At 41.5% G+C, this 23358-nt stretch carries 18 protein-coding genes, 6 tRNA genes, 1 pseudogene and 1 riboswitch; of the genes and pseudogenes, 17 read left to right on the forward strand and 8 right to left on the reverse strand.

Annotation, left to right across the window (positions count from 1 at the left end):
• Window positions 1-150: 150 nt before the first annotated feature.
• Window positions 151-2187: pseudogene (locus ACERCG_RS02495) on the forward strand (TonB-dependent hemoglobin/transferrin/lactoferrin family receptor); the annotation flags it as partial.
• Window positions 2188-2231: 44 nt separating this feature from the next.
• A complete protein-coding gene (gene hutX, locus ACERCG_RS02500; RefSeq protein ID WP_373610507.1) occupies window positions 2232-2738 on the forward strand; it encodes a heme utilization cystosolic carrier protein HutX in 507 nt (168 codons plus the stop codon).
• A 70-nt stretch (window positions 2739-2808) separates the two neighbouring features.
• Here the strand turns inward: hutX and ACERCG_RS02505 are convergent, their stop codons facing one another.
• Entirely contained in the window at window positions 2809-4026 is a 1218-nt protein-coding gene (locus ACERCG_RS02505; RefSeq protein WP_373610508.1) for an aromatic amino acid transport family protein, read from the reverse strand.
• A gap of 159 nt (window positions 4027-4185) precedes the next feature.
• Between ACERCG_RS02505 and mfd the strand changes: the two genes are divergently transcribed.
• The 8 genes from mfd (at window position 4186) to ACERCG_RS02545 (ending at window position 9800) form a co-directional block, all read left to right on the forward strand.
• The gene (gene mfd / locus ACERCG_RS02510) at window positions 4186-7719 is read left to right on the forward strand and encodes a transcription-repair coupling factor (RefSeq protein ID WP_373610509.1); all 3534 of its coding nucleotides are present in this window, start codon (window positions 4186-4188) and stop codon (window positions 7717-7719) included.
• 69 nt (window positions 7720-7788) lie between these two features.
• Window positions 7789-9027 carry a peptidase T gene (gene pepT / locus ACERCG_RS02515; RefSeq protein ID WP_373610510.1) on the forward strand — a complete coding sequence of 413 codons (1239 nt, stop codon included), beginning with the start codon at window positions 7789-7791 and terminating at the stop codon, window positions 9025-9027.
• 164 nt (window positions 9028-9191) lie between these two features.
• Window positions 9192-9267: transfer RNA gene (locus tag ACERCG_RS02520), tRNA-Gly, on the forward strand.
• 18 nt (window positions 9268-9285) lie between these two features.
• Window positions 9286-9372: transfer RNA gene (locus tag ACERCG_RS02525), tRNA-Leu, on the forward strand.
• Window positions 9373-9397: 25 nt separating this feature from the next.
• Window positions 9398-9473 (forward strand) — tRNA-Gly (locus tag ACERCG_RS02530).
• Window positions 9474-9491: 18 nt separating this feature from the next.
• Window positions 9492-9578: transfer RNA gene (locus tag ACERCG_RS02535), tRNA-Leu, on the forward strand.
• 41 nt (window positions 9579-9619) lie between these two features.
• Window positions 9620-9706, forward strand: a tRNA-Leu gene (locus tag ACERCG_RS02540).
• An 18-nt stretch (window positions 9707-9724) separates the two neighbouring features.
• Window positions 9725-9800, forward strand: a tRNA-Gly gene (locus tag ACERCG_RS02545).
• 111 nt (window positions 9801-9911) lie between these two features.
• Here ACERCG_RS02545 and ACERCG_RS02550 read toward each other — a convergent pair.
• Window positions 9912-10202, reverse strand: a complete 291-nt coding sequence (locus ACERCG_RS02550) for a hypothetical protein (RefSeq protein ID WP_373610511.1) — start codon at window positions 10200-10202, stop codon at window positions 9912-9914.
• A gap of 185 nt (window positions 10203-10387) precedes the next feature.
• Between ACERCG_RS02550 and ACERCG_RS02555 the strand changes: the two genes are divergently transcribed.
• From ACERCG_RS02555 to ACERCG_RS02565, 3 genes are all read left to right on the forward strand, one after another.
• Window positions 10388-11170 (forward strand): GDP-L-fucose synthase, encoded by a 783-nt coding sequence (locus ACERCG_RS02555; RefSeq protein WP_373610512.1) that lies wholly within the window; start codon window positions 10388-10390, stop codon window positions 11168-11170.
• An 83-nt stretch (window positions 11171-11253) separates the two neighbouring features.
• Complete coding sequence (locus ACERCG_RS02560; protein ID WP_373610513.1) at window positions 11254-12129, forward strand: metal ABC transporter permease; 876 nt, start codon at window positions 11254-11256, stop codon at window positions 12127-12129.
• A complete protein-coding gene (locus ACERCG_RS02565) occupies window positions 12122-12931 on the forward strand; it encodes a metal ABC transporter permease (protein ID WP_373610514.1) in 810 nt (269 codons plus the stop codon). The genes ACERCG_RS02560 and ACERCG_RS02565 overlap by 8 nt, the downstream gene beginning before the upstream one ends.
• A 46-nt stretch (window positions 12932-12977) precedes the next feature.
• On the opposite strand, the gene ACERCG_RS02570 is transcribed toward ACERCG_RS02565, so the two are convergent.
• Complete coding sequence (locus tag ACERCG_RS02570) at window positions 12978-13721, reverse strand: metal ABC transporter ATP-binding protein (RefSeq protein ID WP_373610515.1); 744 nt, start codon at window positions 13719-13721, stop codon at window positions 12978-12980.
• An 11-nt stretch (window positions 13722-13732) separates the two neighbouring features.
• Window positions 13733-14572, reverse strand: a complete 840-nt coding sequence (locus ACERCG_RS02575) for a metal ABC transporter substrate-binding protein (RefSeq protein WP_373610724.1) — start codon at window positions 14570-14572, stop codon at window positions 13733-13735.
• 288 nt (window positions 14573-14860) lie between these two features.
• On the opposite strand from ACERCG_RS02575, the gene ACERCG_RS02580 reads away from it, so the two are divergent.
• Window positions 14861-16021: a bifunctional tRNA (adenosine(37)-C2)-methyltransferase TrmG/ribosomal RNA large subunit methyltransferase RlmN gene (locus tag ACERCG_RS02580; RefSeq protein ID WP_373610516.1), complete on the forward strand. Its 1161-nt coding sequence runs from the start codon at window positions 14861-14863 to the stop codon at window positions 16019-16021.
• Window positions 16022-16062: 41 nt separating this feature from the next.
• Here the strand turns inward: ACERCG_RS02580 and ACERCG_RS02585 are convergent, their stop codons facing one another.
• Both ACERCG_RS02585 and ACERCG_RS02590 read right to left on the reverse strand, forming a co-directional pair.
• Entirely contained in the window at window positions 16063-16410 is a 348-nt protein-coding gene (locus tag ACERCG_RS02585; RefSeq protein WP_373610517.1) for a helix-turn-helix domain-containing protein, read from the reverse strand.
• Window positions 16394-16645, reverse strand: coding sequence for a type II toxin-antitoxin system RelE/ParE family toxin (locus ACERCG_RS02590; RefSeq protein WP_373610518.1), 252 nt, complete (start codon window positions 16643-16645; stop codon window positions 16394-16396). The genes ACERCG_RS02585 and ACERCG_RS02590 overlap by 17 nt, the downstream gene beginning before the upstream one ends.
• Window positions 16646-16862: 217 nt before the next feature.
• Here ACERCG_RS02590 and pilW point away from each other — a divergent pair, with 217 nt between their 5' ends.
• Together pilW and ACERCG_RS02600 are read left to right on the forward strand one after the other, a co-directional pair.
• A complete protein-coding gene (gene pilW / locus ACERCG_RS02595) occupies window positions 16863-17417 on the forward strand; it encodes a type IV pilus biogenesis/stability protein PilW (RefSeq protein WP_373610519.1) in 555 nt (184 codons plus the stop codon).
• Window positions 17414-19750 (forward strand): Tex family protein, encoded by a 2337-nt coding sequence (locus ACERCG_RS02600; protein WP_373610520.1) that lies wholly within the window; start codon window positions 17414-17416, stop codon window positions 19748-19750. Before pilW ends, ACERCG_RS02600 begins: the two co-directional genes overlap by 4 nt.
• 60 nt (window positions 19751-19810) lie before the next feature.
• On the opposite strand, the gene ACERCG_RS02605 is transcribed toward ACERCG_RS02600, so the two are convergent.
• The gene (locus tag ACERCG_RS02605; protein WP_373610521.1) at window positions 19811-20632 is read right to left on the reverse strand and encodes an SDR family NAD(P)-dependent oxidoreductase; all 822 of its coding nucleotides are present in this window, start codon (window positions 20630-20632) and stop codon (window positions 19811-19813) included.
• A 1-nt stretch (window position 20633) separates the two neighbouring features.
• Window positions 20634-21197 (reverse strand): nitroreductase family protein, encoded by a 564-nt coding sequence (locus ACERCG_RS02610; RefSeq protein WP_373610522.1) that lies wholly within the window; start codon window positions 21195-21197, stop codon window positions 20634-20636.
• 101 nt (window positions 21198-21298) lie between these two features.
• Here ACERCG_RS02610 and sppA point away from each other — a divergent pair, with 101 nt between their 5' ends.
• Window positions 21299-23155, forward strand: coding sequence for a signal peptide peptidase SppA (sppA, locus tag ACERCG_RS02615; protein ID WP_373610523.1), 1857 nt, complete (start codon window positions 21299-21301; stop codon window positions 23153-23155).
• Window positions 23156-23234: 79 nt separating this feature from the next.
• Window positions 23235-23331, forward strand: a riboswitch (TPP riboswitch).
• Window positions 23332-23358 lie beyond the last annotated feature (27 nt).

Raw genomic sequence — 23358 nt, forward strand, 5'->3', positions numbered from 1 at the left:
CAATGGACGGCGGACGTAAAGGTATTACATATAACTTTGATGAAAATTCAATGATACAGCCAATTGATGAAAATAAATAAATCCTTATAAATCAATAACTTACATCATTAATTTTCGCATAATAAACGTTATGGTAATTTAAATACATCTCGTCAATCTATTGATCCTGAATTAGCTCGAACCATTGAAGTATCAAAAGGGGCTGATTCTTTCAATCAAGGTAGTGGGCATTTAGGCGGTGGTGTTAATTATCGAACACTTGAGGCTTATGATATTGTTCGTGATAGCAATAAATTCGGTGCTTTTTATCGCACAGGTTATGCTACACGCAATAATGAATGGGTAAATACACTCGGTATTGGCTATTTAGGGGAACAAGCAGAAGCCGTATTAGTTTACTCAAATCGTTATGGACACGAAATGGAAAGTGCAGGTGGTTATACAATTCCCGAAGATGCGTTACACACCCGAACTATTGGCAGCAGTAAACAAACACCAGATGATTCTACGCATAAACATCACAGTTACTTAGCAAAATTTGCTTACCGTTTTAATGATAAGCATCGCATTGGTATATCATACAGCGGCCAAAATAACAAAAATTACATTATTGAGGATTCCGCTGTTTATTTAAGCTCATATTGGCGTGAGGCAGAAGATCGTAGTAAGCGTGATACAGTGAATGCCTTTTATGAGTTTTTCCCAGAGTCTAAATGGATTGCTTTAGTAAAAACGGATCTTGATTACCAAAAGACAGAAACATCAGCTTATAACTATGAAGGAAGGCGTGCAGAGGCAGCAACTGAATGGAGTCCTGCTCAACAAAGAACATCTAGTGATACTGATATTCGTATTTTTAGTACAGAATTAAAACGCTTAAACCTTCGTTTAGATAGCCAACTTTTAGCATTAGGTAAATCAACGCATCAATTTTCCCTCAAGGCTTCAGCAGCACAAAGAAATTTTGATGTTCTACATAAAGATTCAGTTTATGTATCTGGTGCTTGGACTCATTTACCGAATTCAACAATGATGCACCCAATTAAAAGTAAGCTACATTATTTATCATTACAAGATAGTATAGACCTTACAAATAACTGGAACGCAAAAATAGGCATTCGTTATGATTGGGTGAAATATAAACAAAGAGATCTTACGGGCTTAGAATGTCGAAATTGTGTAAAAACCGAGAATGCTAAATTTAACCAAATGACTTGGGTTGCAGGTTTAGAAAAGCAAGTTACTGATATTTGGAAAGTTGCTTATAACATCGGAACAGGCTTTCGCATACCAAACGCATCAGAAATGTATTTCGATTATCGAGATAATGCCGCAGGGGCGTGGATGTCAAATCCCAACTTAAAAGCAGAACGTAGCTTAACTCAAAATTTAAGTTTGCAGGGGCAAGGCAATGCGGGGCAATTTTCTGTAAATTTACACCATACAAAATATAAAGATTTTCTATGGGAGCAAGAAACTTGGGATGTCTATCGTGCTTATGGCAAAGAATTTTGGCGGCCTGTTCAACAAATGCAAAATATTGACTCTGCGAAAATCTATGGGGTAGAGGTAACAGGAAAATGGAATTTAAATTCTGCTATATCTATTTCTGAAGGTTGGAAGCTATTTGGTTCATTAGGTTATAGCAAGGGGAATATGTCAAATGGAGCAGATTTACTTTCTATTCAGCCAATTAAAGCTGTTATTGGTTTAGATTATGAGCAACCAGAAGGCAAATGGGGAATATTTTCTCGTTTAACATTCTTAGGTGCGAAAAAGGCTAAAGAGGCAAAATATTTGAAAACGTTACCTGAAAAATGTGTGAAAGAGCAGAAAACCCTAAATCCTTATTATCCATACTGGGGAAGTGAATATGAGACTCGCTGCGCTGAATATTCTCACGAAACAGGTTTAGATGAATGGAAGCACTTAAATGCTAAAGCTTTTATTGTAGATTTATACGGTTTTTATAAGCCAACAGAAAATATCACTTTGCGTGCAGGTGTTTACAATTTGCTTAACCGTAAATATCACACTTGGGATACATTGCGTGGTTTAAATACAACAGGCGGCGTTGTAAATTCGGTGGGTGTCCGTGAAAACTATAAATATGGAGGTTATCCTGGCTTGCAACGCTACTACGAACCAGGACGAAATTTTTCAGCAAGTTTTGAGTACCATTTCTAATTATTTAGAGAGCTTCAAGGCTCTATTTTCTTAAGGAGGAATTTATGTTATCACTAGAACAACAAACCGCTCTACGCAATGAATTAAATGAAAATCCAGGACAAATTTTAGAGATGGTAGCCTCGAAATATCAATGTTCGTTGGAAGAAGTAATGCTTAGCCTACCATCGAATATGCTTAAAGTAACAAATGGGGAGCGTTTTGCTGAAATTCTGCAAGAAATTCACGAATGGGACGATGCAATTACCTTTATTTCACATACGGAAGATACCATTATTGAATTTGTTGGCAAATTACCAAGCGGTTCAATTTCTCGTGGATTTTACAATTTTGAACACAAAGAAAGTGGTGGTTTACAAGGGCATTTACATTATGAAAATTGTGCCAAAATATACTTACTTGATCGACCATTTATGGGAAAACGCACAGTTTCGTTGGTATTTATCAACAAAAAAGGCAATGCGATGTTTAAGATTTTTGTTGGTCGAGAAAAAGTAGGTAGTGCATTAAAAGAAGATCAAATCAGAGCGTTATATAAATTGATCGGCTAAATTGCAAAATTTAGCTCAAATTTAACCGCTTGTATAAAGGCTACGATTTATCGTAGCCTTTATAAGTTTATTAACCCACAGCCTGCGGTAAATAACCTAGCTGAATTAAAAATGGAATAACCATAATGCAAATACCAGCAATTAAGGCAATGACTAACGCTACATTACCACCAATTACACGATAAGGCAGATTTGGGTGTTGGCTGCGAGCTTTCCATGCTAAGCCAATAGGTAAAATCATACCGTAGAAAGCAAATAATAAACCTGCATAACCTAACGCCATAATAAAGCCATCTGGATAGAACAACGCAAATAAGAGTGGGGGTGTGAAGGTTGCAATTGTTAGCCATAAGCGGTTAGTTGGTAAATTCAAACGTTTTAATAAATCGCCTACGCCTTCAAAAATACCCATTGATACACCTAAGAAAGAAGTAATTAATGCAAGCACAGAGAATAAACGCACCATTTCGCCTAAAATTGTGCTACCTGTAATTTGGCTGGTTGCAGTAACTAAACCATTTAAGGTTGGGTCTTGAGCCAAAATAGTGGTAAATTCGTTTTGGCTTAATACACCGTGAGTCGCTAATTGCCATAATAAATAAGCTACTAACGGAATAGCTGTACCAATATAAATGGATTTACGAATTTTGCCGATATCTGCATCTAAATAACTGTTAATTGTTCCCATAATAACGTGGAAACCAAATGCCGTGAAGAAAATCGGCACAGCAGAAATGACTAATAAATTATCTAATGGAATTGCTGTTAAATTTTCTAATTTTGCTTTAGGTAACATCATTAATAATACAGCGATAAAGGCAATGATCTTACCGATAAATAGCACTCGAGTTAAGCCATCAACAGATTTCACTCCGACTACAACAAATGTTCCTAATACCGCAGTAAAGATTAAAATACTAATTTTAAGTTTCATATCAGCATCTGCAATTTCAGGCATTACACCGGCTAACAGTGAGCCACCGCCGGTAATATAAGCCGCAAGTAGGGCATAAAGTAGTACGAGCAAGCTGAAAGTGGCTAATACACGCCCGATTAAGCCAAAGTATTGTTCGGCAAGGCTTGCCACTCCAACATCTTTTTGCGGAGCGGTTTGATACACTTCCATAAATAATAAACCGGTGTAGGCTAATAAAGCCCATAATCCGACTAAGAGTAATGCCGTTGCACCGAACCCCATTCCGGCAGAGGTAAGTGGCATTGCCAGCATTCCTGCACCAATGGTAGTGCCTGCAATCATTAATGCACTTCCTAAAATTTTATTTTTCATAATATTATTCGGGTTAAAATTAAAAAGGGGATTTATTCTATCAGAAATTTTAATTAATGGATCTGAATGCTGTAATTTCTCATCTAATTTTGCACAATTCAGCCTGCTTTAGTAAACTAGAGCCAATTTGCAATTTTTTATCAAAAACAGACCGCTCGTATGTCTTTAATTTCCTTCTCTTTGCCGCAAATAGACGGCAATTTTCAAGATCATCAAACGCTTGGCAATTTGATCGGGCATTCCGATACGCTGGCGATTAGCCAAGCCGCTCAACAGTTTAACGGCTTAACTGTGGTGGTTACGCCTGATACCCGCACCGCTCTACGGTTAGAAAAATCACTGCCGCAGTTTGCCAAATTACCCGTGCAACTTTTCCCCGACTGGGAAACCTTGCCGTATGATAATTTCTCACCTCACCAAGATATTATCTCCGCCCGCCTTTCAGCCCTGTTCGAGCTACAACAAGGCAGAAAGCAGATTTTTCTTTTGCCGATCAATACCTTAATGCAGAAAGTCTGCCCACCGAGCTACCTTGCCAACAATGTGTTGCTGATTAAAAAAGGCGATCGCTTTTCGATTCAAAACTTGCGTTTACAACTGGAAAATGCCGGTTATCGAGCGGTGGATCAGGTGCTGGAATATGGCGAATATGCGGTGCGTGGCTCAATTTTAGACCTCTACCCGATGGGTGCGAACGAACCGTTCCGCTTGGATTTTTTCGATGATGAAATTGATTCTATCCGCACCTTTGATGTGGATAACCAACGCACCAAAGCCGAAATTGCCGAAATCAATTTATTGCCTGCCCACGAGTTCCCGACCGATAGCAATGGGATCGAGCATTTTCGTACCAAATTCCGTGAAACATTCGGAGAGATCCGCCGTGAGCCGGAGCATATCTATCAGCAGGTCAGCAAAGGGATTTTAAATGCGGGGATCGAATACTGGCAACCGCTGTTCTTTACCGAAATGGCGAGCCTGTTTGACTACTTTCCGCAAAATACGCTGTTTATCACTTCCGCTGAAATTCAACAAAAAGCCGAACAATTTCAACAGGATACGCAAAATCGTTATGAAAGCCGTCGAGTCGATCCAATGCGTCCACTGTTACCGCCGAGCGATCTCTGGTTTGCGATTGATGAGGTTAATCGCTGGCTGAAAGGTTATCCAAGATTGACGATAACTTCGGAGAAAATCCGTAAATCTGCAGCGAAAATGAATGCAAATGTGGCAAACTTGCCTGAACTTGCCATTCAATCGGGAGCAAAAGAGCCGTTTGCCTTGTTCCAACAGTTCCGCCAAAAATTTAAGGGTAACATTCTGTTTTCGGTGGAAAGCGAGGGGCGGCGGGAAACGCTTTTGGATCTGCTTGCCCCGATTGGGGTAAAGCCGAAGCAGGTCAATTCATTAGATGAAGCACAAGGTCTGCCATTTTCCCTGATTATTTCACCGCTTGATCAGGGTTTTGTGGTGGAAACAGGCGGGCACGGGGCCCCCCCCTACGATAATGAATTGGGCAATGAGGCTGAAAACGATAATGAAAATGTAGGAGCGGGTCCTGTGCCCGCCCGTAACCTTGCCATCATCTGCGAAACCGACCTACTCGGCGAAAAAGTCCAACAAAAACGCCACGAGAAAAACCGCAAAACGGTTAATCCCGACACGCTGATCCGCAACCTTGCCGAGCTGAAAATCGGGCAAGCGGTGGTGCATTTGGAAAACGGCGTGGGGCGTTATGGTGGTTTAACTTTACTAGATGCGGGCGGAATGAAAGCGGAATATCTAGTGTTGCATTACGCTAACGATGCCAAGCTCTATGTGCCTGTTGCCTCTTTGCATTTAATTAGCCGTTATATCGGCGGCGCGGACGAAACTGCACCGTTGCACAAATTAGGCAGCGAGGCGTGGGCGAAAACCCGCCAGAAAGCCGCAGAGAAGATCCGAGATGTGGCGGCGGAATTGCTTGATGTCTATGCGAAACGGGAGAGCCAAACCGGCTTTGCGTTCAAGTATGATAAGGCGGAGTTCGACCAATTCAGTGCCTCGTTCCCATATGAAGAAACGGACGATCAGAAAATTGCCATCAATGCGGTGATTAGCGATATGTGCCAACCGAAAGCAATGGACAGACTGGTTTGCGGCGATGTCGGCTTTGGCAAAACCGAAGTGGCAATTCGTGCCACTTTCTTGGCGGTGATGAACCACAAGCAAGTGGCGATTCTCGCCCCGACTACTCTCTTAGCTCAGCAGCATTATGAAAATTTCAAAGACCGCTTTGCCAATTATCCTGTGAATGTTGAGGTGCTTTCTCGCTTCAAAACCGCCAAAGAGCAGAAAGCGATTCTGGAAAAAGTGGAGGAAGGCAAGGTTGATATTCTGGTCGGCACGCACAAGTTGCTGCAAGATGATGTCGCCTTCCGTGATCTCGGCTTGCTGGTGATTGATGAAGAACACCGTTTCGGCGTGCGTCAAAAAGAGAAAATCAAGCAACTGCGGGCGAATGTCGATATTTTGACGCTGACCGCCACGCCAATTCCAAGAACGCTGAATATGGCACTCAACGGAATGCGGGATCTCTCAATTATCGCCAGCCCGCCGGCTCGCCGTCTGAGCATTAAAACTTTCGTTCGCCAAACAGACAAAGCGGTGATCCGTGAGGCGATCCTGCGTGAAATCTTGCGTGGCGGGCAGGTTTATTACCTGCATAATGATGTGGCAACCATTGAAAACTGTGCGGAAAAATTGGCAGAGTTAGTGCCGGAAGCTCGAGTGGTGATCGGGCACGGTCAAATGCGAGAGCGAGAACTGGAACGAGTGATGAGCGATTTCTATCACCAACGCTTTAACTTGCTGGTGTGTTCGACCATTATTGAAACAGGGATCGATGTGCCGACCGCCAATACGATTATCATTGAACGGGCGGACAAATTCGGCTTGGCACAGCTTCACCAACTGCGTGGACGGGTGGGGCGTTCGCACCATCAAGCCTATGCCTATATGCTCACCCCACCACCGAAAACGCTCACTAAAGATGCGGAACAACGCTTGGAGGCGATGAGTACCATCGACAATCTCGGGGCAGGTTTTGCCCTCGCCACCCACGATTTAGAAATTCGTGGAGCAGGCGAATTATTGGGCAGTGAGCAGAGCGGACAGATTGAGAGTATCGGCTTTTCGCTCTATATGGATTTGCTCGAAAATGCGGTGAAAGCCTTGCAAGAAGGGCGTGAACCAACCCTTGATGAAATCACCCAAAACCAAGTGGAGATTGAGCTACGAGTGCCGGCGTTAATCCCTGATGATTACTTGCCTGATGTGAATATGCGTTTATCGTTCTACAAGCGGATTGCAAGCAGTGAAAATCTGCAAGCTTTGAATGATCTCAAAGTAGAGCTGATCGACCGCTTCGGCTTGCTCCCAGAGGCAACCAAAAACCTGTTCCAAATTACGCAACTTCGTCTAGCCGCCGAACCGTTTGGCTTGAAGAAAATTGATGCGGGGATCAATGGAGGTTACTTGGAATTTAAACCGACCGCCCAGCTAGATCCGATGAAGTTTATTCAGCTTATCCAAAAACAACCTGCGGTGTATAGTTTTGAAGGGGCGGTGAAATTCCGCTTTAAGTTAGCGTTGGAAGAGAATAAAGCACGGTTGGAGTTTGTGACAGACTTAATTGATAAGCTGGTAGTCTAGCTCTCGACAAGCGGTCAATTTTCGGTAAAATTTTACCAAATTTTGACCGCTTGATATTTAGGGAAGACTATGAAACAAAAATTATTAGAGCGCCTTTTACGCTATACTCAAATCTACACCACCTCCGATCCAAAAAGCGAAAGCGTGCCGAGTTCGCCACAACAGAGGGATCTGCTTCATCTGCTGAAAGCCGAAGTGGAAACAATGGGGCTGACAGAGATTTTTCTTGATCCGAATGGCTATCTATTTGCCTCGTTGCCTGCCAATACTGAAAAATCTATTCCTGTGTTGGGATTAATTGCTCACGTTGATACTTCGCCTGATTTTAATGGTAAGAACGTTAAGCCACAGGTAATTCAAAACTATCAAGGTGGCGATATTGTGTTAAACGGCAGTGGCGATACACTCTCGCCGAACGATTTCCCGAATTTGAACAAGCTGATTGGCGATACGCTCGTGACCACAGACGGTACAAGCCTTTTAGGTGCAGACGATAAATCGGGCATTGCGATTATTCTCTCTGCGATTGAATACTTGCAAGCCAATCCGCAGATTCCGCACGGCAAAATTCGTGTCGGCTTTACCACCGATGAAGAGATCGGGCGTGGAGTGGATCATTTTGATGTGAAAACCTTTGGGGCTGATGTGGCGTTTACGCTGGACGGCGGTCCGTTGGGCGAGTTGCAGTATGAGAATTTCAATGCCGATGCCGCTGTAGTTACTTTTTTCGGGCGTAGTGTTCACCCCGGCACGGCAAAAGGCAAGATGATCAACGCCTTAGAGCGTGCGTGTGAGTTCCAGCACCGCTTGCCGCCACATTTAACACCAGCAACCAGCGAACATCGTGAAGGTTTTATTATGTTGCACGATATTGAGGGAAGCATTGATCACGCTGAGGTGCGTTACATTCTCCGCAGTTTTGATCGTGATGAGTTGGCAACATTCGGCAAAATGCTGACCGAGACAATGGCGGAAATACAGAAAATTTACGGCGAACATTGTGGTAAAGTGGAGATTATTGAACAGTATCGCAATATGCGTGAGGTGCTAAACGACTATCCGTACTTAATTGAGATTGCTGAAAAAGTAATGCGAGAGCAGGGCATTGAGCCAAACTTAGAGCCAATTCGGGGTGGTACGGACGGTTCTCGCCTGTCATTTATGGGCTTACCTTGTCCGAATTTATTCACGGGTGGCGAAAATTTTCACGGGCGTTTTGAATTTATCTCGGTAGATACAATGGAAAAAGCGGCGAAAGTGGTTATCGGAATTAGTAACAAATTTGCAGAGTACGATTTCAGTAAATAAAGGATTACAAGCGGTTAAATTTCGCAAAAAATTTGCAAAAAGCGTTATTTTTCGCCAGTTAAACCATTTTTTAAAGATTTCCTGTAAATTTATTTGACATTAAATCTGAAATCCATAGAATATGGACCTGTTGAGACGCTACGAAGTTCGTAGCGTTTTTAAATGCGGGAATAGCTCAGTTGGTAGAGCACGACCTTGCCAAGGTCGGGGTCGCGAGTTCGAGCCTCGTTTCCCGCTCCAATTTTTCTATATCGTGTTGCCCGAGTGGCGGAATCGGTAGACGCAAGGGATTTAAAATCCCTCGCCTTTCGGGGCGTGCCAGTTCAAGTCTGGCCTCGGGCACCATTTAGAAAATCAACAATTTAAATTTGCGGGAATAGCTCAGTTGGTAGAGCACGACCTTGCCAAGGTCGGGGTCGCGAGTTCGAGCCTCGTTTCCCGCTCCAATTTTTCTATATCGTGTTGCCCGAGTGGCGGAATCGGTAGACGCAAGGGATTTAAAATCCCTCGCCTTTCGAGGCGTGCCAGTTCAAGTCTGGCCTCGGGCACCATTTAGAAGAATTAAATTTTAACAAAATAGATAGTTATCGAAGCCCGAGTGGCGGAATCGGTAGACGCAAGGGATTTAAAATCCCTCGCCTTTCGGGGCGTGCCAGTTCAAGTCTGGCCTCGGGCACCATTTCGATAATAACTCAATGCGGGAATAGCTCAGTTGGTAGAGCACGACCTTGCCAAGGTCGGGGTCGCGAGTTCGAGCCTCGTTTCCCGCTCCATTATAAAGAAAAGAGATAGCACCATAAGGTGCTTTTTTTATACCGAAATTTTGCTTTACTTATTCTGAACAGTAAAAAATCCATACCGCAGTATGGACTTTATCTCAACTATTATTTCTTCTGAGCTTTTAATGCTTCGATAACTTGTTTTTGTTGCTCAATTCCTGCTTTACAGCCTGCAATGGCAGATTTTTTATCTGCATCACTCATTGTTTTCCAAGCATCTTCAGACACTTTAATCATCTCTTCTTTGGTCATACCTAGTTGAGCTTTCACTTCTGGTGAGTATTTCGCCGCTTCAAAAGTTAAATCAATTAATTCTCTACATTCAGCTGGGTATTCGCTTGCTTGTGCTGATAGCGCAAAACCTGAAATAAAGAGTGCGAGTGCTAATTTCTTCATAAAAAATCCTCATATTAATTTGTAAAATTAAGCAAAATAGCCGATGATTGGCTTATAGCTTATAGAATAACTTCATTTTTAAGCTACAGGGGCATTATACACAATTGTTTTTTTTTTGAACAATTTCGGAGTGCTAAATAACTGGTCTTACCTGTTTGAGTTTCAAATAAATAAGTGAAAATAAAATGAAAAAATTGACTATTCTTGGCTTAGGCTGGCTTGGATTACCATTAGCAGTGCAGATGAAAAAAGAGGGTTGGCGGGTTGTTGGCTCGAAACGAATGGTATCTGATATGCCGATTGAATGTTATCCGCTGGATTTGAACAATCTGATTATTAACGATGAGCTTGAGACTTTATTAGCTGCTGACACAATGGTAATTGCCTTGCCACCGTCAAAAACAACGCCAGAAAACTATCTTTTAGGCATTCAACAGCTGGTTTCTTCTGCGATAGAAAAAGGCTTAAAACATATTATTTTCACAAGCTCGACCTCTGTTTTGCCGATGGAATCGGGCGTTTTTGATGAAATTGCAGAAATCGATCCAACCTCTCTTTTAGCAAAAGTGGAAAATTGGTTGCTCAATTTGCCGATTCATTGCGATATTGTGCGTTTAGCGGGGCTTGTGGGCAAAAAACGCCACCCTGTTTTTTATTTAGCAGGCAAGCAAAATTTAACGGGGGCAGAGCAGCCTGTGAATTTAGTTCATTTGGAGGATTGCATTGCGGCAATTTCCCTGCTTTTAGCCAAACCAAACGGGCAACGTATTTTCCATTTATGTGCTGAGCAGCACCCTACTCGTAAAGCGTATTATAGTGAAATGGCAAAACGTTTTGGCTTGAGCGATTTGCAATTTTCTGAAGAAAATCGACCGCTTGTAAGGATAGTCAAAGCTGAAAAAATCCGCACAGAATTAGGTTTTGTTTACCGTTATCCAAATCCTTATGATTTTGTGTTGGATATTTAGCAAAATACAGGTTTAATCCCTACATTCAACGTGGTTTATATGTTAGTATATGCGAACTATTATCAACAACTTGTTAGGATTTTATGTTTGATGTTTTATTAGAACCGTTTGCCTACAACTATATGCAAAAAGCGATTTTTGTGAGTATGGGCGTAGGCTTGGTTTGTGCATTTCTCTCCGCCTTTTTGATGTTAAAAGGCTGGTCTTTGATTGGCGATGCCTTATCCCACGCAGTTGTGCCAGGCGTTGCCATTGCTTATGCGTTGAAATTACCTTACGCCGTTGGAGCATTTTTTTCAGGTGTTTTGGCAGCATTATCAATTCTTTGGGTAAAAAGTCTGACGAAAATTAAAGAAGATGCGGTTATCGGCTTTATTTTTACTACCTTTTTCGCCTTAGGTATGTTTATTGTTTCGCTCAATCCCACCTCAGTTGATGTCAATTCCATCGTGATGGGCAATATTTTAGGCATTGCCGATGACGATTTGTGGCAAGTTATGCTGATTATCGCTATTTCGTTACTCGGTTTGATCCTATTTTGGAAAGATCTGTTGCTTGTCTTTTTTGACGAACACCACGCTCTTTCAGTCGGAATTTCTCCGCTACGCTATAAAGTGATTTTCTTTACGCTGGTAAGTGCCTGTGTGGTGGTGGCGTTACAAACCGTTGGGGCGATTTTAGTGATTGCAATGGTGGTTACACCGGGAGCAACGGCGTATTTATTATCAGATCGCTTCTCTAAAGTCGTGATGATTGCAATGCTTATCGGCACACTGACATCTGGGCTAGGAGCGTATTTAAGCTACTTTTTAGATGGGGCAACAGGGGCGGTAATTGTGTGTCTGCAAACCTTGATTTTTCTCGCTGCATTTTGTTTCGCCCCTAAATATGGTTTAGTGTCGCAAAAACGCCAATCTGTAAAAGAGTTAGCACGAGAAGGGGAGGAGCAAAATGCTTGATTGGATTTTAGAACCTCTACAGTTTGAGTTTATGCAAACCGCCCTCATCACCGCTATTTTAGTGGCGAGCGTGAGTGCCGTTCTCTCTTGCTATTTGGTGTTAAAAGGTTGGTCGTTAATGGGCGATGCGATTTCACACGCTGTATTGCCGGGAGTGGTTATTTCTTCGCTATTAGGTTTACCGCTTGCGATAGGGGCATTTTCTTCGGGCTTGTTTTGTGCCTTATCGGTTGGTTATCTAAAAGAGAATAGCCGTTTAAAAGAAGATACCATTATGGGGATTGTATTTTCGGGAATGTTCGCTTTTGGTATTCTGCTATTTACCGCATTCAATACGGGCGAGCATTTAACTCATATCTTGTTTGGGAATTTATTGGGAGTAACGAAAAGTGATTTAATTCAAACAGTAGTAGTGAGCCTTTTTACTTTTGTAGTGGTATTGTTTAAACGCAAAGATTTCTTGCTCTATTGTTTTGATATGAATCAAGCCAAAGTGGTTGGTTTGCCTGTGAAATTATTGCATTACGGTTTGTTATCGCTGCTTGCTTTAACCATTATTAGTGCAATGCAAGTTGTGGGGGTGATTTTAGTAGTGGCGATGTTGATTACCCCGGGTATTACCGCTTATTTACTCACAAAGCGATTTGATAAAATGCTTGCCATTGCGTTAGCAATTTCAGGCGGTTCATCTGTGTTTGGCACTCTATTAAGCTACCATATTGACGCAGCCACAGGCCCAACAATCATTCTTGTACAAGCAGTTATTTTTTTCTTAAGTTTTGCATATTCTAAAATTCGCTAACCCAAATAAAATAGGGAGTGCGTTTGCCTCCCTATTTGATTAAACATTATTTTTGATAATGCAATAAACCGCCGAATACTTTTTCTAAGTTTTGATTATTAAAGGTTTCTTCCGTTTTTCCTGAAGCGAGTAATGTTCGATTGATCATTAACACCTGATCGCAAAAACTGGGGACGCTGGCAAGGTTGTGAGTAGAAACCAAAATCAAATGCCCCTCCTCTTTGAGTTGCTTGAGCAATTCCACAATCGCATTTTCGGTTTTTACATCAACGCCTGTAAAAGGCTCATCTAACAAAATGATCTTACTTTCTTGAGCTAAGGCACGGGCGAGAAAAACTCGCTTTTTTTGCCCGCCAGAAAGTTCGCCGATTTGTCGTTCTTTCAGATGTAAAACGCCAACGCGTTCCATTGCTTGTTCTGCTTTTTGCTTGTCAATTTCACGAGGAATACGCAAGAAATTCATATAGCCGTATCGCCCCATCATCACCACATCATAAACAGATACTGGGAATTGCCAGTCCACCTCTTCACTTTGTGGTACATAAGAGACTAAATTTTGCTTTAAGGCTTTAGAAATGGGTAGTTGGCTGAGTTTAACCGAGCCGGTAAGTGGTTTTACCAGCCCCATTAAACTCTTAAAAAGAGTAGATTTACCGCCTCCATTTACCCCGATTAATGCACAGATTGTGCCATTTTCAAGATGAAATGAAACATCGTGCAAGGCTATATGCCCGTTGTTGTAACGGACAGATAATTTTTCGACAGAAATGGAGGTTGAATGTGTTGTCATTTTAACTCTGGTTATTTTTTACTACGCTCGAAACCTTCAACAATGGTGCTGATGGTTACGTTGAGCAAATCTAAATAAGTTGGCACAGGTCCATCTTTTTCTGACAGTGAATCTACATAAATCACACCGCCATATAACGCCCCCGTTTCTTTAGCCACTTGTTTAGCAGGTTTGTCTGAAACGGTACTTTCGCTAAAGACAACAGGGATTTTATTCGCTTTCACGCCATCAATCACTTTTTTCACTTGTTTTGGCGAACCTTGTTCTTCGGCATTAATTGCCCATAAATAAAGCTCTTTTAAGTTGTAGTCTTTCGCAAGATAGCTAAATGCCCCTTCGCTGGTTACTAACCAACGTTGTTGTTCGGGAATGAACGCTAAACGCTGACGAAGTGGTTTGGCAATACCTTTTACTTTTTCAGCATAGGCTTTGGCATTTGCATTGTAGGTTTCGGCATTTTTAGGGTCATATTTTACTAAAGCTGCACGAATGTTTTCAATGTAAATTAATGCATTGTCGGTGGACATCCAAGCGTGTGGATTTGGCAGATTTTTATATTCGCCTTCGGTAATTGGCATTGGCGTAATACCTTCGGTTACAACAACAGCAGGTTTACCTTTTACATTTTCAAAGAAACGCTCAAACCAACGCTCTAGGTTCATACCGTTCCACAATACTAAATCCGCTTTTTGGGCTTTCACAATATCTTTTGGCGTAGGTTGATAATCGTGAATTTCCGCACCGGGTTTAGTGATTGATTCAACAACCGCTTTATCACCCGCCACATTTTGTGCAATATCCTGAATAACGGTAAAGGTGGTTACAACTTTAAACGGTTCAGCCATCGCCATTGCAGAGCCTAAACCAAAGGTTAATACTAATGCTTTTTTAATTGTTGATAGTTTCATTTTCAGCCTCCTTGATATTATTGAGAATGAGAATTATCGAAGGCTATTCTATAGATCATTAAGATTAATGTAAATAGTCTTATATTTTGTAAGGAAATTATTTGTCCAAAAAACACTAGCCTTGCAACAAAAGAACCAGTAAAATTGCACGCTTTAAAAATACCGCAAAACAAGGGCAAACTCGCCCCAATCTTTTGCCACAAACCGTGTAATAACGAGGCTTTCTAATTTATGTCAGAACTGATTACCAATGCAGGCTGTGGGTCTGCTGAACAACCAAAAGAAAAAATCAATTTATTAAACCTCAATCGTCAAGAAATGCGTGAGCTGTTTGCAGAAATGGGCGAAAAGCCGTTTCGTGCTGATCAGCTAATGAAATGGATTTACCATTTCGGCGAAGATAATTTCGACAATATGAGCAATATCAACAAAGTATTGCGTGAAAAATTAAAACGTATTGCTGAAATTAAAGCCCCAGAAGTGGCGGTAGAACAACGCTCAGCAGATGGCACTATTAAATGGGCAATGCAAGTAGGCGATCAACAAATTGAAACGGTTTATATCCCTGAAGATGACCGTGCGACCCTTTGTGTGTCCTCGCAAGTGGGCTGCGCATTGGCTTGTACTTTCTGCTCAACCGCACAACAGGGTTTTAACCGTAACTTAACTGTGTCTGAAATTATCGGGCAGGTGTGGCGAGCTTCTAAAATTATCGGCAACTTTGGCGTAACAGGCGTTCGCCCGATTACCAATGTGGTAATGATGGGAATGGGTGAGCCATTGCTCAATATGAATAATGTGATTCCCGCAATGGAAATTATGTTAGATGATTTTGCCTACGGTTTATCAAAACGCCGTGTAACCCTTTCAACTTCAGGGGTTGTGCCTGCATTAGATAAAATGCGTGAGCAAATTGATGTGGCGTTAGCAATTTCTCTCCACGCACCAAATGATGAATTGCGTGATGTATTAGTGCCAATCAATAAAAAATATAACATTAAGATGTTAATGGAATCGGTGAATAAATACCTTGAGGTGTCAAACGCAAATCACGGTAAAGTAACCATTGAATATGTAATGCTAGATCACGTTAATGACAGCACAGACCACGCTCATCAGCTTGCGGAAGTGCTGAAAAATACGCCGTGTAAAGTTAATTTAATTCCTTGGAACCCATTCCCGGAAGCTCCTTATGGTAAGAGTTCAAATTCTCGTGTGGATCGCTTCCAAAAAGTATTAATGGAATATGGATTTACCGTAACCGTGCGTAAAACACGAGGCGATGATATTGATGCAGCGTGCGGACAGCTTGCCGGCGATGTGATTGACCGAACTAAACGTACCCTTGAAAAACGTAAGTTCGGGCAAGGGATCGACGTAAAAACCCATTAATTTGTATGAAATGAAAGGCAGGTATTCCTGCCTTTTGTTTATCAGAAATCTAGCTGCTCCTCATTTAACCCGAGTGCATTTGCAATTTTGATGCGTGTTGTTTTTCGCAAGGTTTTTGCATTTTCGTGCTGGCTATAAGCTGATTGTGAAATGCCTAACCGTTTAGCTACCTCTTCTTGAGTTAATCCCAAATATTCTCGCCAAGCTCGTAGGGCTGAATAATCATTATCTAATGCAATTCCTGCCACTTCAGAGGGAATTCCTGTTTCTACGGCAGTTTTGATATTTGCTTTCTGTTTTAGCCATTCAAGAGTAGCAATAGGGAGAACCGCAAAAGTAAGATTACCTTCAGTGTCTTTTAAATATTGAATATCAGTAAGTTCTTTCATCGCGTTTTTTAACCTCTTCAATAGATACAATGTTCATCGTTTCGCCTTCAATATTAAAAAAGATACGATAATTTCCCACCCGAAAACGATATTCATATTTGTGATTTACTAATGTTTTGATATTCGCACAGTAAGGAAAGTGAGCTAAATCATCGCATTTTCGGCGAATTTCTGCACCAGTTGGGATTTTTCGTAATTGCTTTAAGGCTTTACGTTGGAATACCACTATTTTCATTTTTGCCTCTATTTTATAAGTTTTATAAGTTTTTTTCAATGAATTTACTTATATGCTAAATAGAGTGTATAAAACGAAAAGAACAAGCAACCCTCAATTCCTATTTTTGCGATCTGCGTCGAAAAAATCACATTAAAATTTCTCTCTTTGCGTAAAAATCGCTAGTCTTAGCTTCTGTAGAACAGTAAAATTAACCCCTTTGTTGTAGGAGAGCACTATGTTTGCAAAATTTTTCTTAAAAATGACCGCTTGTATTACGCTGTTTTTATTAGCAGCTTGTTCTTCTCCCCCCTCTTCCTCCGAAGTCGAATTTAACCGCTCGGAAGCGGTAAAAGCCCGCATTAATCTAGCGTTGGCTTATTTGGAGCAAAATGATTTCCCAAAGGCGAAGCAGAATATCGACAAAGCCCTTGCTCACGATGAAAAAGATTACCTCCCTTACTCGGTATTAGCCTACTATTATCAACAAACTGGCGATATTGAAAACGCTGAGAAATCCTATCAAACCGCCTTAAATTTAAGTAAAAATCGCCCTGATGTATTGAATAATTACGGCACTTTTTTATGCAAACAAGGTCAATTTCAGCAGGCTTATCAACAATTTGAAAAGGCAGTCGAAAGCGAAATGCCTTACTATCATCAAGCGGATAGCTTAGAAAACATTATTTTATGTGCGAAAAAAGAGCCAAATCCAGCTAAAATCACGGAAACTTTAACAAAGCTCGAAAAATTGGATAAACCTCGAGCCACTTTATTGAAGGAAAGTAAATGACCCAAGCAACCAATGAGCTAAACATTCAAATTAGTCATATTATTGCCAGCGAACTGAACGTTGGCTCTCACCAAATTCTTGCTGCTATCGGCTTATTAGATGAAGGAAATACCATTCCTTTTATTGCTCGTTATCGTAAAGAGGTAACAGGCGGACTAGACGACACCCAACTTCGCCATTTTGAAACTCGTTTAATCTATTTGCGTGAAATGGACGACCGCCGCCAAACTATTCTGAAATCGATTGAAGAGCAAGGCAAATTAACCGATGAGCTGAAAGCAAAAATTCTAAGCTGCGAAAGCAAAACTGAGTTAGAAGATCTTTACTTACCTTATAAACCAAAACGCAGAACGCGTGGTCAAATTGCGATTGAAGCAGGCTTAGAACCTTTGGCGGAAACGCTTTGGAATGATCCGAAACAAGATCCTGAAACCTTAGCAGCAAACTTTGTAGATAGTGAAAAAGGTGTGGCTGATACTAAGGTAGCCCTAGACGGTGCAAGATATATCTTAATGGAGCGTTTTGCGGAAGATGCCGAGCTACTTGCAAAACTTCGCCAATATTTGACCGCTTACGCCACACTTGAATCGAAAGTCATCGAAGGCAAAGAGGAAGAAGGCGAGAAATTCCGTGATTATTTTGCTCACAGCGAGCCGTTTAAAACCGTACCTTCTCACCGTACATTAGCAATGTTTCGTGGGCGAAATGAGGGCGTGTTATCCCTTGCCTTAAATGCCGATCCTGATGCTGAAGAAGGATCAAAAAATAGCCATTGTGAAACTATTATCCGCGAGCATTTAGGTGTGATTTTCAACAATCAACCGGCAGATAAATGGCGTGAACAAGTGATTGCGTGGACGTGGAAAATCAAAGCTGCCCTTCACTTAGAAACTGAATTGATGGGCACACTGCGTGAAAAAGCTGAAGAAGAGGCGATTGATGTGTTTGCTCGCAATCTTTCTGCTCTCTTGATGGCAGCACCTGCTGGGGCAAGAAACACAATGGGCTTAGACCCGGGCTTGCGTACAGGGGTAAAAGTGGCGGTTGTGGATAACACAGGGAAATTGTTAGATACAGCGACAATTTATCCACATACAGGTAGACAAGCAGAAGCACAGCTGGCTATTTTTACCTTGGTTAAAAAGCACAATGTGGAGCTGATTGCGATCGGTAACGGCACGGCTTCGCGTGAAACAGAGCGTTTTGCCAAAGAAGTGATTAAGGAAATTAAAGAAAACCGCCCACAAACCGTTGTGGTCAGTGAAGCTGGGGCATCTGTTTATTCAGCTTCTGAGTTTGCGGCAAATGAGTTCCCGAATTTAGATGTTTCTCTGCGTGGGGCGGTGTCGATTGCCCGCCGTTTACAAGACCCATTAGCAGAGCTAGTGAAGATTGAGCCGAAAGCGATTGGCGTGGGGCAGTATCAGCACGATGTAAACCAATCTCAGCTTGCTCGCAAACTTGATGCGGTAGTAGAAGATTGTGTAAATGCCGTAGGGGTAGATTTAAATACCGCTTCTGCTCCGTTACTTGCTCGTGTTGCAGGTATGACGAAAACACTCGCCCAGAACATTGTGGCATTCCGTGATGAAAACGGGCGTTTTAATAGCCGTTCTGATCTGAAAAAAGTACCTCGTTTAGGGCCTAAAGCCTTTGAACAATGTGCTGGTTTTATGCGAATTATTGGCGGAAAAAATGCCTTAGATGCCTCAAGCGTTCACCCTGAAGCCTACCCGATTGTGGAAAAAATCTTGCAAGCTACCACTTCAACTTTGGCGGAATTAATGGGTAACAGCACCAAAATTCACTCGCTAAATGCCAAAGATTTTGTGGACGAGCAGTTTGGTTTACCAACCGTAAACGATATTTTCAAAGAGTTAGAAAAGCCGGGGCGAGACCCTCGTGGAGAGTTCAAAACCGCCGTGTTTATGGACGGCGTGGAAGAAATTACCGACCTCAAAGCCGGTATGATTTTGGAAGGTACAGTGACTAATGTGGCAAACTTTGGGGCTTTTGTCGATATTGGTGTACACCAAGACGGCTTGGTGCATATTTCAATGCTTTCAAATTCTTTTGTGGAAGATCCGCATTCTGTGGTAAAAGCAGGCGATGTGGTAAAAGTGAAAGTGCTTGAAGTGGACGCTGCCCGTAAACGTATTGCCTTAACAATGCGTTTAGATGACAAACCGACTGATAAAAAAGAGCCAACAAGCGGTCGAAATTCCGCAGAAATTCGCAAAAATCCGCAAAAAAATGACCGCTTGCGAAATGATAACCACAATGCATTCGGTAATAATGCTTTTGCAGATGCGTTGAAAGGGTGGAAGAAATAAATTGGTAGGGGCGAAAATTTTTCGCCCCTATATTTATAGCCTGTTACTATTTTAAAATCATTACCCACCAAATTTCCGATTCATATAATCAAACGCCGTTGTCGGTAAAATTCGCCGTAGCCACCAAAACAATTTGGTAGGAAAGGTGACTTGATAGCGTGCTTTGGGCTTTTTATCATTTAAGGCTTTTAAGCACGCTTTCGCACAAGCTGAGGCAGGTAAAGTAAAGGGATTAGCATTGCCTTTAGTGGTTAAGCGTTGGTATTGCGTTTTATTTAGCTCTTTATGATAGGAATTTTCCAAATCAATATATTGCTCTAATTTTGCCACAGAGTTTGGGCGAAAATTACTTTGAATAGGACCGGGTTCAATCAATGAAACATAAATATTTGAGCCGTGTAGCTCGCAACGTAAAGTATCCGCCATTCCTTCCAACGCAAATTTAGTGGCATTATAAGCTCCTCGATAGTGCATTGCGGCAAAGCCTAAAATGCTACTGTTAATCAAAATTCTACCGTGATTTTGCGTTCGGAAAATCTTCATTGCGTGATGAATGACTTCCCAAGCTCCAAACACATTGGTTTCAAAAATTTCTTGCAAAGCAGCTTTGGGCACATCTTCCACACAGCCGGGCTGCCCGTAGCCAGCATTGCAAAAAATGGCATCTAATTGACCGCTTGTTTGAATATATTCAAAGGCATTTTGGATATGCTCTGAATTGGTTACATCAAGCAACAGACATTCAAAGCCTTCTGATTCCAACCGTTCAACATCTTGCTCTTTTCGGCAGCTCGCTATCACTCGCCAGCCAGCCTCTCTGAGATGATGTGCAGTCGCATATCCAATGCCAGAAGAGCAACCTGTGATTAAAATTGTACTCATTTTATCTAATATAACTTACAAAACCGTCTAAACTCTCACTTTCTGGGGCAAGAGCAATTTTCCCTTCGTCCTCAGGCGAGCCAATCATAATTAAGGCGATCACTTGATCTTGCTCTTTGCAACCAAAAGCGGAACGTAGTGCCAAGCCGTTTACCCATTTATTCGTAATCCAAACTGTATCAAAGCCGAGCGAGTTTGCGGCGAGTTGAATAGCATAGCCACTACAACCAGCGGTTATCATTTGTTCCCAAGCAGGTACTTTAGCAATACTATGATCTAACTTCGCAATTACCCCAATGATCGTTGGGGCTTGATTAGCTAATTTCTTCGCCTTTTTTAAACGCTCTTCGCCCATTTCAAATTCTTCAACCGCAGCTTTAAAAAGCTCGCAGAGTTGCGGCATTCCGCTTTTTTCAATCACAACAAAATGATAAGGTTTTAAATGCCCGTGATCAGGCACGCGTAAGCCTGCTTTTAAAATTTGCTCGAGTTGCTCTGGGGTTGGGGCTTTATCGCCAAATTTTTTGTTAGAACGGCGATGATGTAATAAATCTAATATTTGCATAAAGATAACCTTTGAAAAATTTTTGCCAAAGAATAGCATATTTTCTTCATTCCGTGATTGCTTTATACTGTGCCAACTGTTTTATTTTTTAGGAATTTCAGATGTTAAATATGCTAAAAGCGATTTATAAAATGTTTCGCTGTATTAGAGAGTGTGTGATTAACCTCTTTTTTATCTTATTTATTCTACTCTTAGTGCCTGTGGTTGGGTTTATTGCCTCTTCACAAAGCTCGCAAAAACCTGTGTTTACACAAGGAGCATTGCGCTTAAATTTAGATGGTTATTTAGCGGATAATCGTGAAGAATTTGCTGATTTCTACCGCTTGATCCAATCAGAATTAGGTAGCTCTGAACCCTTTAAAATCTCAACCTTTGATGTGGTGCAAGCGATTAGTAAAGCGAAAAATGATCCACAAATTACAGGGCTAGTGCTGGATTTACACCATTTGCAAAATGCGGATTTCTCTTCTTTAGACTTGGTGGGTAATGAAATCAACAACTTCAAAGAATCAGGCAAGCCCGTTATTGCCATTGGCGAGCAATATTCGCAAAAGCAATATTATCTTGCCTCATTTGCTGATGAAATTTATTTGAACAAAGTAGGCTCTGTAGAGCTTCAAGGCTTAAGCTATTCGAACACCTATTTCAAAACGTTGTTAGACAAAATTGAAGCTGAGCCACATATTTTCCGTGTAGGGACTTACAAATCAGCGGTTGAGCCTTTTATGCGTGATGATATGTCTGAAGAGGCGAAACAAAATGCACGAAGCTGGCTCAATGGAACTTGGCAGCAAACGGTAGAAACGATAGCTCAAAATCGCAAAATATCTCCAACAGACATTAATTTATCTGCTGAAACCTATATTGAAAAGTATAAGGCAGCAAAAGGTGATGATGCTCAGCTCGCCTTAAATCAAAAGTGGGTAACTAATCTCGCTTCTAACCAAGAAATTAGATCAAAATTGATTGAACAATTTGGTGAAAATAGCGAAGGAGAGTATAACCACATTGAATTTTCCGACTACGAACTTGAACTGAATGATCGTTTTGCTGACATTAATGCTCCTAAAATTGCAGTTGTGAATGTAGAAGGAGCAATTATGACAGGCGAGAGTGATGAAACAGGCGTAGGCAGTGATACGGTGGTGAAATTACTGCAAGAAGCAAGAGCCGATAAAAATGTAGAAGGCTTGATTTTACGCATTAATAGCCCGGGCGGTAGTGCGGTGGCATCGGAGCTTATTCGCCAAGAAGTAGAAGAATTTCAAAAAGAAGGTAAGCCCGTTGTGGCTTCTATGGGTGGAATGGCGGCATCGGGCGGTTATTGGATTGCAGCAACTAGCGATAAAATCATCGCTAGCCCAAACACGGTTACAGGTTCAATCGGTATTTTTGGTTTAGCAGTAACTTTTGAAAAAACAGCGAAAAACTTAGGGATAAGTGAAGATGGCATTGCTACTTCTGCTTTAGCTGAACCAATCGGCTTAAAAAGCCTACCAAAAGAACAAGGAGAAGTACTACAAATTGGCATTGAAAATGGCTATGACCGCTTTTTAGCGCTGGTTTCACAAGGCAGAAAAATGTCAAAAGAGGCGGTAGATAAAGTGGCACAAGGGCAAGTTTGGTTAGGCTCTGATGCACTAAAACACGGTTTAGTTGATGAATTAGGTAATTTTAATGTGGCGTTTGCCTCCTTATCTGATTTAATCAACCAAAAACGTGAAGCAGAGAGCAAAGCGAAAGTTGAGCAATTCGGTTTGCAATGGTTTGCAGAGCAAGACGACAGTTTGTTCGGCACGCTCGCCCGAGATTTTAAAACCCAGCTACAAGTTAATCTGACTAACTGGCTTGATTTACCTGTGCTGAAGCAATCACAAAAACAAATGGAAATGCTTTCACGTTTTAACGACCAGAAACAGATGTATCTCTATTGTTTAAATTGTGGAACAGTCAATTAATTGAGGATAACAAGCGGTTTATTTTACTGAAAATTTTGCAAATTTTTTGTGAAAAATAATCGCTTGTAAGCTATACTAAAAACGCTTGTCGGAGTGCCATAAGGCTGAGATTGCAACTGCAAGATCCGTCGAACCTGTAGGTTAGTACCTGTGTAGGGAACAAGTTTTACCAAAATTCAGATTATCTATAAATTTTGGCTCAT

This window comes from Mannheimia sp. E30BD (assembly GCF_041807785.1).
GTDB lineage: Bacteria > Pseudomonadota > Gammaproteobacteria > Enterobacterales > Pasteurellaceae > Mannheimia.